Origin of the sequence: Streptomyces sp. Ru71, from assembly GCF_002920535.1 — a bacterium.
GTDB lineage: Bacteria > Actinomycetota > Actinomycetes > Streptomycetales > Streptomycetaceae > Streptomyces.
The window spans coordinates 83,653-94,638 of record NZ_PQSS01000003.1; the positions used below are offsets into that span (position 1 = coordinate 83,653).

A 10,986-nucleotide genomic window follows, 5' to 3' on the forward strand; every position below is an offset into this window, starting at 1 on the left:
CCGCATGACCGACCAGCTGGACCACCAGGTGGCCTCCCGCGTCACCTACAGCGAGCTGTCCGACCTGATGAAGCGCACCGCCGGCGTCGTCGTCGACCCGCAGGAGCTGGAGCAGCGGTCCGCCTCCGGCTTCGACAGCTTCGGGCTGGACTCGCTCGGCCTGCTCGGCATCGTCGCCGAGCTGGAGAAGCGGCACGCCGTGGGGCTGCCGGAGAACGCGGAGAAGTGCAAGACGCCGGCCGAGTTCCTCGCGCTGGTCAACGACGCCCTCACGAAGGGAGCCTGACATGGCCGACGGCCACACCGAGAACGAGATCACCATCGACGCCCCGTTCGACCTGGTCTGGGAGATGACCAACGACCTGGACAACTGGCCGAACCTGTTCAGCGAGTACGCCTCGGTCGACGTCCTCGACCGCAAGGGCGACACCGTCACCTTCCGGCTCACCATGCACCCCGACGAGAACGGCAAGGTGTGGAGCTGGGTGTCGGAGCGCACGGCCGACCGGGCGAGCCGCACGGTGCGCGCCCACCGGGTGGAGACCGGCCCCTTCCAGTACATGAACATCCGCTGGGAGTACCGCGAGACGCCCGAGGGCGTGCGGATGCGCTGGATCCAGGACTTCGCGATGAAGCCGGAGGCGCCGGTCGACGACGCGGGCATGACCGAGATGATCAACCGCAACTCCAAGACGCAGATGGCGCTGATCCGGGACCGCATCGAGCAGGCGGCCGGCGACGAGCGTCCCGAACCGGCGCTGGCCACGGACTGAAGGGCTGAGGCGATGCACCACACCCTGATCGTCGCCCGGATGAAGCCCGGTTCGGCCGACGACATCGCTCAGGTCTTCGCCGACTCCGACCGGGGCGAACTGCCGCACCTGGTGGGCGTGAGCCGGCGCAGCCTGTTCCAGTTCAACGACATCTACCTCCATCTCATCGAGTCGGAGCACGACCCGGCCCCCGCGATCGGGCGCCTCGCCGACCACCCGGAGTTCCGTGACGTCAGCGAACGCCTGACGCCGTTCGTCTCCGCGTACGACCCGGCGACCTGGCGCAGCCCCAAGGACGCGATGGCCCACCGCTTCTACCACTGGGACGCGGCCACGGTCCGCTGACCTCCGCCCGGGCCCGGCCGCCCCCGGCCGGGCCCGCGGGCGCGTCACCGCGGGGACGGGACACGGATCACCGGGGGGCGCGGCTCACGCGGATCTTGGACTGGCCGTGGGGGCGGGATTCCCAGTCCTCCATGAAGCGGGCGTGCAGGCCGTGGCGGCGGGCCAGGGTGAGCAGGGTCTCCGTGCGGTAGTAGAAGTCCTCGCGCAGCACCTGGTGTTCGGTGCCCTCGGTGCGGTCGAAGGTGAAGTCGAAGAAACCCGTGGGCTTCAGCACCCGGCCGACGTGGGACAGGCACTGCTCGATGACGTCGAGCGGCGAGTGCGAGAAGACGCTGTGCGCGTGGACGACGTCGAAGTGGTCGTCGGGCAGGAAGTCCAGCGTGAGGTCGCCGGTGATGGTCAGGTGCGGCACCTTCTCCTGCAGGCCCCGCTCGACGAGGGTCTTCTTCGCGGCGACCAGGATGTCCGGCGAGATGTCGATGCCGTAGTAGTGGCCGGGGTCCAGGTGCTGGATGAACCGCCAGCCGCCGCGCAGGTTGCCGCAGCCTATGTCGAGCATCCGGTGCCCGGGCCGCAGCCCGTGCTCGATCAGGTAGTCGTACTGCATCCGCCCCAGCGCCAGCCACCGCTCATGGGTCTGGCTGCCGACCGCCGCCTCCGGGTTGCGCCGGGTGTCGGAGGCCATCACGGCCCGGTAGTAGCCGACGTGGTCGGGGTGCTTGAGGCGCAGCCAGGCGTCCCGCCCGGCCCGCTTCAGATACGGCGCGACCCGTTCGGGGTGGCGCAGCGCGTACCCCACCTTGTGGGTGAGCGCGGCACGGTTGCTGCGCAGTTTCCTCGGCGACTTGGCGTCTGCGGGCATGGCGGATCGACCTCCGTACGTGACAGCGGCAGGAGAAGGGGGGAAGGGGTGTTCAGACGCGGCGGCGCAGCAGCAGCACCGTGGCGAGGGTGAGCAGCAGCGCGAGCCCGCCGAGGAGCGCGGTGTCGGTCCACTGGAAGGACCAGTAGTCACCGGCCGGGTTCGCCTCGTAGAAGCGGGCGACGAAGTGGTGCTGCTCCATGCACCGGCGCAGCTCGCCGCCGGAGGGGAAGGGGCAGGTCTCCACGCTCGCGCGCCGGCCGTCGGCGGTGATCAGGCCGTAGTGGCCGGTGGACCACTTGTCGCCCATCTCCGGCTTGGGCGCGATGCCGGCGCTGGTGTAGGTGTGCGGGGCGACGAGGGTCCGCGTCTTGTGCAGCACCTCCAGCGCGAGGACGACGGCGCCGGTGACCAGCAGCGTCCAGCCCATCGCCGCGAGCACCCGGCGGCACAGCAGCCCCAGCAGGGTGCCGGCCGCGAGCCCGAACAGCGTCGCGGCGACGACCCGGGGTCCTGAGCCGCTCAGCGCGGAGGTCTCGTACCAGAACAGCCCGTAGCTCCGGTCCTGGGCGGGCTGCCACCACCAGGTGAACAGCCGGGCGAGCAGCCCCGACAGCGCGACGGCGCTCACCGCGGCGAGCGCGTACCGGGAGGAGAACCACTGCGCGCGGCTCACCCCCTGCGCCAGCACGGTGCGGTGCGTGCCCAGTTCGCGGTCCCGCCCGAGCAACGGGGCGCCCCAGAAGACGCCGATCAGCACGGGCAGCGCGATGTTCAGGGCGCCCAGGTAGCGCAGCGGATCGATGTCGAGGAAGAGGATGCGTCCGTCGGGGCCGGTGCAGTACAGCGGTCCGCTCTCGCACCGGTCGAACAGCCCGCCGCGCAGGTCGTCGAGCATCCCGGAGCGGGAGTACGCCGCGAGGGCCGCGACGGCGAGCAGGACGGCGGCGCCCGCCGCGACGGCGGTGCGCTGCTGGCGCCAGGCCAGCCAGAGGGAGCCTCTCATCACGCCGCCGCCTCCGTCCCGGCCGCCTCGCCGGCCCGGAGGTAGCCGAGCAGGACGTCCTCCAGGCCCGCCCGCTCCACGTGCCAGTCCCCCTTGAGGGGGCCGCGCCGCCGCACCAGGGCGGTCGTCTGCCGCCCGGCACCGCGCCGGTGCACGACGGTGTGCCCGGCGAGCGTGCCCACCTGGTTGGCATGCCCGGTGACCAGCGCGTGCGCCTCGCGCAGCGTGTCGGCGTCCTCGCTCAGCTCCACGTGCCCGTCGCGCAGCACGACGACCCAGTCGCAGGTCTGCTCCAGCTCGGGCAGCACGTGCGAGGACAGCAGGATGCTGGTGCCGCGCTCGGCGGCCTCGGTCATCAGGACGGCCATGATCTCGCCGCGCACCACCGGGTCCAGGTCGGCCATCGGCTCGTCCAGCAGCAGCAGTTCGGGCCGCTTGCCGAGCGCGAGGGCGAGCGCGACGCGGGTGCGCTGCCCCGGGGACAGCTCGCCGACCCGGGCGGTGGACGCGATGCCCCCGGCGGCCACGACGTCCTCGGCGGCCTTCCGGTCCCAGGTGGTGTTCAGCTTGTCGCCCATCAGCAGGGTCTCGGCGACCGTGAAACGCGGGTACAGCGGCTTGTCCTGGGTGAGCAGGGCGACCTTCGTCCGCGCCTCGGGCGTGCCCGGGACGGCGCCGAGCACCCGTATCTCCCCGGTTCGGGGGCGCAGCAGGCCGCCGGCCAGGTGCAGCAGGGTGCTCTTGCCGGCGCCGTTGCGGCCGACGAGCGCGGTGATCCGGCCCTCGGGCACGGTGAACTCGCAGTCCTTCAGGGCCCAGCCGCCCCGTGCCCGGTACCGGAATCCGAGTCCCGTGGCGCGCAGTGCGGCCGGCGCGTCAGGCCCGGTCATGCGTCCTCCTGGTGGTGCTGTCGCTCGTGGTGGTCCAGGGCTGCCGTGACCAGGGCGAGGATGTCCGCCCGCTGGAGCCCGGCGGCCCGCGCTCGGGCCGTCCAGTCGGCCAGCTCCGCGCGCAGCGTGTCGTCCTCGGCGGCGGGCTGCGCCAGCGACCGGGTCACGAACGTGCCCAGCCCGCGGCGCAGTTCGACGAGTCCGGCCTGCTCCATGTCCCGGTACGCCCGCAGCACGGTGTTCGGGTTGATGGCACAGGCCGCGACGACCTCCTTGGCCGTGGGCAGCCGGTCGCCGACCTTCAACGTGCCCATGCGCAGGGCGCGTTCGGTCTGCTGGACGATCTGCACGTAGGCGGGGACGCCGCTGCTCCGGTCGATCCGGTACTCGACCACGTCACCTTCCATGGTTCCATTAATGAATTAGCACAACCATGGAATGGAACGGCACGGATGTCAAACGGCCCCCGAGCTCAGCCGCGCAGACCGGCGAGTTTGTCCGGGTTCACCTGGAGCCGCAGATTCTGGATACGGCCGTCCGCCACGTCGTACGTCAGCGCGCCCATCGGCGTGCCGCCCAGCACCATGAGCAGGCCCAGCTCGCCGTTGATCTCGGCACGCTCCATGACCACGCCCCGGGACTGCGGCTTGGCCAGGACGCCCAGGATCCAGCGGGCCACATGGTCGGAGCCGTACAGCGGACGCCGGGCCGCGGTGATCTTGCCGCCGCCGTCGGACCAGCAGGTGACGTCCGGGGCGAGGAGTTCCATCACGGCACTCAGGTCACCGCCCGCGCACGCCTCGATGAAACGGCTGGTGACCTCCGCACGGCGCCCGGCGTCGCTGTCGTAACGCGCACGGCGGGCGCGCACGTGCTCCCGGGCGCGGTGCGCGATCTGCCGGACGGTCGGCTCCGGGCGGTCGACGGTCTCGGCGATCTCGGCATGGCTGTAGCCGAAGACCTCCCGCAGCACGAACACCGCCCGCTCGATCGGGGCCAGGCTCTCCAGGACCACCAGCATGGCCGTCGAGACGCTGTCCGCCAGCTCCGTCTCCTCGGCGGCGTCGGGCGAGGTCAGCAGCGGCTCCGGCAGCCACGGGCCGACGTACTTCTCGCGCTGCGCCCGGGCCGAGGTGAGCCGGGTCAGGGAGAGGTTGGTGACGGTGCGGACCAGGTACGCCCGGGGGTCGCGCACATCGGAGCGGTCCGCCCGGTGCCAGCTCAGCCAGGCGTCCTGGAGCACGTCCTCGGCGTCCGCGACGCTGCCGAGCATCCGGTAGGCGGTGGCGAACAGCAGCCGGCGATGCTCCAGATAGGGGTCCTGTCCGGTGGCCGGTTCCGTCATCGCGTCCACTTCCCTCACCGCGTCGCCCGTCCGCCCCGGAACGGGGACACGTTCACATCGGCCCGCTTGACCAGCCAGTACACCGGCAGCGGGCTGCTGCTGACGGTCTCCTTGTACAGCACGGCGGCCCGGCCCCGCAGATACGCCCGGCGGGGCGTGTCGTCGGGGCGGGTGAACTGGATGACGGCGTCGTGGCGGCCCAGGCTCACCGGCTGGTGGACGTAGCCGAACCGGAACGGCTCGACCTTCCTGCCGCGCAGCCTGCGGGCGATCGCGTCGGCCGCGTACTGGGCGGTCGGCATCCCGCTCTGGCAGGTGCCGTGCAACGGCCCCCACGGCATGCGCGCGGCGGCCGCGTCACCGACGGCGTACACCTCGGGGTGGGAGACGGAGCGCAGGGTGCGGTCGGTGACGATCCGGCCGCTGTCGTCCACCTCCAGCCCGGCGTCGGCCGCGAGCCGCGGCGCGCGCACGCCGGTCGTCCACAGGCAGACGTCGGCCGCGACCACGTCCCCGGTCGCCAGCTCCACCGAGTCGGGGAGCACCTTGGTGACCGCGGCGCCGGTGCGCGTGCGCACCCCGAGCCGGTCCAGCGCGCGGCGCAGATGGGCGCGCGCCCGCTCGCCCATCAGGGCGCCCGGCTCACCCGTGCTGATCAGGGTCACCGTCAGCGCCGGGCAGGCCTCCGCGATCTCCGTCGCCGCCTCCACGCCGGTCAGCCCGGCGCCGCACACGGCCACCGTGCCGCCGCCCGCCGCGACGAGCGCGCGCAGCCGGGCGGCCAGGGCGAGCGCCGCGTCCCGGCCGTTCAGGGTGTGGGCGTGGGCGTCCGCCCCGGGCACCCGCGCGGTGTCGGGGGCGCTGCCGAGGGCGTACACGAGCGTGTCGTACGGCAGCACCGCCGCACCCTCGTCCACGGTCACCGTGCGGGCCCGGGCGTCCAGGGCGGTGACGGTGCCCTGCACGAAGGCGACGCCGGTGCCGGCCAGCAGGTCGGGGATGCGGTGGTCGGCGAGCTCCTGGCCGGCCGCCAGCTGGTGCAGGCGCAGGCGTTCGGTGAAGCGGGCCGAGGGGTTGACGAGGGTGATGCGGACGCCGCCGCGGCGGGTGCGGCGGGCCAGGCGGAGGGCCGCCAGCATGCCGGTGTAGCCGGCGCCGAGGACGACGATGCGGTGCTCTGCGTACTGGTCCTGATGCGTCATGGTCCCTCCCTGGTCCGGGCCACCGGTGCGGTGACGCCCAGGGGACGAGCGACGGGCCACGGACGTGACACCTACCAGAAGTGTCGCGCGTCACATACGGCGGGGCTGCCCCGCCGACCAGGGGCAGCCCCGCCACAGCCGCCGGGGGGAGGTGCCGCGCCGGATGCCTGCCATGACAGCCGTGGGGGATCCGACCACTGTCGGCATCCGGGCGTCCGTCCCCGCGGTGGCTGTCCCCAAGGCTGCCGTGCCGGGCGGGCGGCGCGCACCGCCGCCCCGGGAAGATCCGTATACCTACTCCCGCTCCGGCCGACCCGGCGCGGGCCCGCCGCCTACCTAGGTAGCCGGCCCGGTCACCGCCGGGATCTCGGTGCGCGAGGTGATGCGCAGCTTGGCCAGGATGTGCTCGACGTGGGCGTCGACCGTGCGCTTGGAGATGACCAGGCACTCGGCGATCTCCCGGTTGGACAGCCCCCGCGCGACCAGCGCGGCGACCTCCCGCTCCCGCCGGGTCAGGGCGTCGGCGGCACGCCCCTCCACGGGTTCCCGTGGCCTGGGCGGCCGCCCGCCGCACTCGGCCGCTCCCCGCCGCGGGCCCTCGGACGGCTCGGGCCCGGGTTCGTCGGCGTCGCCCCGCACCGCCCGCAGCACCTGCCGCCCCGACATCCGCGCGCCCACGTCCCGCAGCCGGTCGAATTCCTCGGCGCCCAGCGCCGCCCGCACCGCCCGCTGCACCGACTCCTGCTCCTGCAGCAGCCGCGGCAGCATCGCCACCGGGTCCCCACCGAGCCGGCGGGCGTGCTCGGCGTACCCGAGCAGCCAGCAGGCGCGCACATGCCGCCCGCGCCGGGCCTCGTGCCAGGCGAGCCCCAGGCAGGCCAGGGCCGCCACCAGCACCTCCCCTATCTCGCTGGCCGCCTCCAGGGACCGCTCGAACAGGGCCGCGCTGTCCTCGCCCTCCCCGGCGAGCGTCAGGATCAGCCCTTGCACCGCCAGCGTGGAGGCGTAGATCTGCCGCTCACCGGTGCCCTCCAGATACGCCAGCCCCGTCGCGCACAGCTCCAGCGCGCCCATGGTGTCGCCGAGCACGGCCCGCAGCAGGGCACCCTCGTAGTGCACGACCCCGATGCCGAGCCCGTCACCGGCGGCCAGGATGCGCTGCCGGGCCCCTTCCAGCTCGGCGAGGCCCTCCTCCACGGAGCCGCTCAGCGCGGTCATCGCGCCCAGGTAGGCCTCGGCGAACAGCTCCACCCGCCGCTCCCCGGCCCGCCGGGCCACCGCGTGGGCCTCGGGGAACCGCTCCAGGGCGGTGCCCAGGTCGGCCGTCCACACCCCGAACACACCGGTCATGAACAGCCCCCAGGCCCGCTCCGGGCAGTCCTGCGGGGTGAGCTCCAGCGCCTTGTCGATCCAGTACCGGCCCTCCGACAGGGTGCCGGCGGCCCGCCAGTACGGCCCGAGCCGGGCCGCCAGCCACAGCGCCCGCGGCGCCCTTCGCGCGCTCGCGCAGCCGTACTCCAGCGCGGCCCGCACATCGGCGGCCTCCCGCCGCACGGCACGGTGCAGGGCGACCTGCGAGGGGCCGATGAACTCGTCCCAGAACCGGCCCACCAGCCGCTCGTACCGGTCGAAGTGCCGGGCCACGACCGCTTCGTGATCGTCCATCAGGGACAGCCGTGCGCTGCCGTAGTCGCGGATGGTGTCGAGCAGCCGGTACCGTGCGCCGTCCCCGTCGTCGTCCAGCCGCTGGACGACGGACTTGTCCACCAGCCCGATCAGCGCCTCGACGACCCGCTCGACGGGCAGGGCGCCCCCGGCGCAGACCTGCTCGGCCGCCGCGAGGTCGAAGGGGCCGGCGAAGACGGACAGCCGGGCCCACAGCAGCCGCTCCGCCGGCGTGCACAGATCGTGGGACCAGTCGATGGCGGTCCGCAGGGTCTGGTGCCGGGTGAGTGCCGTACGACGGCCCCCGGTGAGCACCTCGAAGCGGCGGTCGAGCCGGGCGACCAGCTCCGCCGGCGGCAGGGCGCGCAGCCGGACCGCCGCCAGCTCCAGGGCGAGCGGAATGCCGTCCAGCCGGTCGACCAGGGCCAGGGTGCGCTCCCGGTCGGCGTCGGTGAGCCCCTGCCCGGCGGTGACGGCGGCGGCCCGCTGCACGAACAGGTCCACCGCGTCCTCGCGGGGCAGCGGGGCGAGCGCGAGCGTGTGCTCGCCGGGGACGTCCAGCGGCTGGCGGCTGGTGGCGAGCACGCTCAGCCCGGGCACCTCGCGCAGCAGGACGTCGCAGAGCGTGGCGCACGCGTCGAGCAGATGCTCACAGGTGTCCAGGACGACCAGCATCCGCCGCCCGCGCAAGTGCTCCACCACCGCGTCCAGCGGGCTCATCCCGGACTGCTCGGGCAGCTCCAGCACCCCGGCGAGCGTCGCCGGCACCAACTCCGCGTCGTGCAGGGCGGACAGCTCCACCAGCCGCACCCCGTCCGGGTACCGGGCGGCCGCTTCCCCTGCCGCCCGCAGCGCGGTACGGCTCTTGCCGACGCCGCCGGGTCCGGTCAGGGTCACCAGCCGTGACTGGCCCAACGCCTCGCGCAGGGCGGCGATCTCCCGGGTGCGGCCGACGAAACTGGTCAGTTCGGCCGGGAGTTGGCCGCCACGTCGTTGGCCGAAACCGAAACCCATACGAAGCCCCCGTGCGGTGCTGCGACAGACCGTCCCAGCGTAGGCACACGGAAGCGCAGCGTGAACGACGCACGTCCGCACACCGCCCGCTCGGGGGACGGACGGCACCTAGGTATCGCCCGTGAAGGGCGTCCGGCCGTACGGGTGTCCGAGGGGTGAGTCGGCGATCGCGGTGGACGTCACGCCATCCAGAAGAAGACGGCCGTCATCCGCTTCTCCTCCAGCGAGGTGCCGTGGTAGCCGGTCGCGCTGTGCACGAGGTTGGCGTGGTAGACGAGCAGCCTGTTGTACCGGTGCGGGACGCGGACGTCCTCCTCGAAGGCGTCCGGGGCGACGAAACGCGTCCCCAGTGCCTCGACCAGGTTGGCGTGCGGCGCCTGGACGACGTTGCCGCCGAGCCGTCCGCCGGGCAGGGACTGCCGGTAGAAGGCGGTACCGCATCCCTTGGGCACCGTCGGATTGAGGTACAGGACGGCGGCGTACCGGCACAGGGAGCGGGAGTCGGTGTGCGGGCGGGGCTCGCTCTCGCCCTCGCCCACCACCTGCACGCAGTTGTGGTTGAGGGTGCCGCCGCCCGGCGCCCGCTGCACCCACAGTTCCTTCGCCCCGGTCGCCCGCCTCACCAGGCGCTCCACGACCGCCAGTTCGTCCGGCTCCAGGCCGGGCATGGTGCGCAGCCCCGGCCAGCTCTCCGATGTGTACGGATACCCCTTCACCCAGTCGTCCCGGTCCAGGACCCGCTTGCGCACGATGTCGGGGTCGGGCAGGACGTCGTCGAAGACCCAGTAGTCGCGGCCCTTGGTGGGCTTGCGATACGGCAGGACCGGCAGGGGGGAGGGCATGCGGCCGAATGTAGATCCGCGGTGCGTATGGACTCGCCCGAGGACCGGTCAACCTTTGGCCAACGCAGGTCAGCCGACGGTAATGCGGATCTGCTCGCTGTCCGCGCTCACCCCGTTGAAGGTGGCCGTCACCTGGAGCCGTCCGCCGCCGGCGGGCAGATCGGCGGCGGGGACGCACGACCAGGTGCCGTCGGCGGCGGCGGTCGCCGCGCACACCTCGCGCTCGTTCTGGTCCCGGACGCTGACCCGGGCACCCGGGTAGGCGGTGCCGGCGGCCCGGGGACGCGAGCCGAGCGGCACACCGGCCAGCGGCTGGAGCAGGGTCGGCTCGGGCAGCCCCACCGTGACGGTGCAGGCCCCCTGATCGCGTCGGCTGCCGCCCGCGTCCGTGACGACCATGGCGCACCCGGTGAGCCGCGTGCCGGGCACCGCGGTCGCCGGAACGGAGACCACGAACGGGAACGTCCGGTCCGCCCACGGGCGGGTGGCGGCGGTTCCCCCGGTGAACGTGTAGCTGCCGGTACCGCCGTCGGCGGCGACGGCCCCCCGGTACCCGCCGTCGGCCAGCGGCGTACCGGTCACCTCGGCCGGCTCGGGCACGGTCAGGGTCAGCCGGGAGCCGGTGCCGAGCGCGGGACCACCGTATCCGGCGACCTCCAGGATCCCCTGCCGGCCGGGAACGACGGTGACCGAACCCCGCAGCTCACGCTCCTGAGCCGTGGCGGGCGCCGGAAGGAGGACGGTCAGGACCATGGCGGCGAGGGCGAGCAGAGCGTGGGGGCGTCTCATGGCGGCGCGAGCTCCCTGAACGAGCGGACGGATGGACCCCCCGCCCCGATTCTTCCGCCCTGCCCCCCGGGTGCCGCGCACTGTACGGCCGTACGCGTGACATGCGGCCGTTTGGGGCGGGCGGCCGGGGGGCCGTATGGGGACGGGCGACGGGAGGCCCCATGCCACGGAGGACCGGGGGCCGCACGGGACAGGGAACGGAGGCCGCACGCGACGGGGGGCGGAGGCCCCACACGACGTGAGGCGGAGGCCG

Annotated in this window: 12 protein-coding genes; 3 read left to right on the forward strand and 9 right to left on the reverse strand. The window is 73.7% G+C overall.

Annotation, left to right across the window (positions count from 1 at the left end):
* Nucleotides 1–4 precede the first annotated feature (4 nt).
* Genes C3489_RS02875 through C3489_RS02885 form a run of 3 tightly spaced genes read left to right on the forward strand, consistent with a single transcriptional unit; the run spans nt 5 to nt 1,118 of the window.
* The gene (locus C3489_RS02875) at nt 5–286 is read left to right on the forward strand and encodes an acyl carrier protein (RefSeq protein ID WP_103779490.1); all 282 of its coding nucleotides are present in this window, start codon (nt 5–7) and stop codon (nt 284–286) included.
* A 1-nt stretch (nt 287) separates the two neighbouring features.
* Nucleotides 288–773 carry an SRPBCC family protein gene (locus C3489_RS02880; protein ID WP_103779492.1) on the forward strand — a complete coding sequence of 162 codons (486 nt, stop codon included), beginning with the start codon at nt 288–290 and terminating at the stop codon, nt 771–773.
* 12 nt (nt 774–785) lie between these two features.
* Nucleotides 786–1,118 carry a TcmI family type II polyketide cyclase gene (locus tag C3489_RS02885; RefSeq protein ID WP_103779494.1) on the forward strand — a complete coding sequence of 111 codons (333 nt, stop codon included), beginning with the start codon at nt 786–788 and terminating at the stop codon, nt 1,116–1,118.
* A gap of 67 nt (nt 1,119–1,185) precedes the next feature.
* Here the strand turns inward: C3489_RS02885 and C3489_RS02890 are convergent, their stop codons facing one another.
* From C3489_RS02890 to C3489_RS02930, 9 genes are all read right to left on the reverse strand, one after another.
* A complete protein-coding gene (locus tag C3489_RS02890; protein ID WP_103779496.1) occupies nt 1,186–1,980 on the reverse strand; it encodes a class I SAM-dependent methyltransferase in 795 nt (264 codons plus the stop codon).
* A 52-nt stretch (nt 1,981–2,032) separates the two neighbouring features.
* Nucleotides 2,033–2,986 (reverse strand): transporter, encoded by a 954-nt coding sequence (locus C3489_RS02895; protein WP_103779498.1) that lies wholly within the window; start codon nt 2,984–2,986, stop codon nt 2,033–2,035.
* Entirely contained in the window at nt 2,986–3,876 is an 891-nt protein-coding gene (locus C3489_RS02900) for an ABC transporter ATP-binding protein (protein ID WP_103779500.1), read from the reverse strand. The genes C3489_RS02895 and C3489_RS02900 overlap by 1 nt, the downstream gene beginning before the upstream one ends.
* A complete protein-coding gene (locus C3489_RS02905; RefSeq protein ID WP_103779502.1) occupies nt 3,873–4,283 on the reverse strand; it encodes a GntR family transcriptional regulator in 411 nt (136 codons plus the stop codon). Before C3489_RS02905 ends, C3489_RS02900 begins: the two co-directional genes overlap by 4 nt.
* Before the next feature lie 65 nt (nt 4,284–4,348).
* Nucleotides 4,349–5,221 carry an RNA polymerase sigma-70 factor gene (locus tag C3489_RS02910; RefSeq protein WP_103779504.1) on the reverse strand — a complete coding sequence of 291 codons (873 nt, stop codon included), beginning with the start codon at nt 5,219–5,221 and terminating at the stop codon, nt 4,349–4,351.
* Between the two features lie 14 nt (nt 5,222–5,235).
* Nucleotides 5,236–6,423 (reverse strand): NAD(P)/FAD-dependent oxidoreductase, encoded by a 1,188-nt coding sequence (locus C3489_RS02915; RefSeq protein ID WP_103779506.1) that lies wholly within the window; start codon nt 6,421–6,423, stop codon nt 5,236–5,238.
* A gap of 336 nt (nt 6,424–6,759) precedes the next feature.
* Complete coding sequence (locus C3489_RS02920) at nt 6,760–9,102, reverse strand: LuxR C-terminal-related transcriptional regulator (RefSeq protein WP_103779508.1); 2,343 nt, start codon at nt 9,100–9,102, stop codon at nt 6,760–6,762.
* Between the two features lie 179 nt (nt 9,103–9,281).
* On the reverse strand, nt 9,282–9,944 hold the full coding sequence (locus tag C3489_RS02925; protein WP_103779510.1) for a DUF6445 family protein: 663 nt from the start codon (nt 9,942–9,944) through the stop codon (nt 9,282–9,284).
* Nucleotides 9,945–10,013: 69 nt separating this feature from the next.
* On the reverse strand, nt 10,014–10,733 hold the full coding sequence (locus C3489_RS02930) for a hypothetical protein (protein WP_103779512.1): 720 nt from the start codon (nt 10,731–10,733) through the stop codon (nt 10,014–10,016).
* Nucleotides 10,734–10,986: the final 253 nt, after the last annotated feature.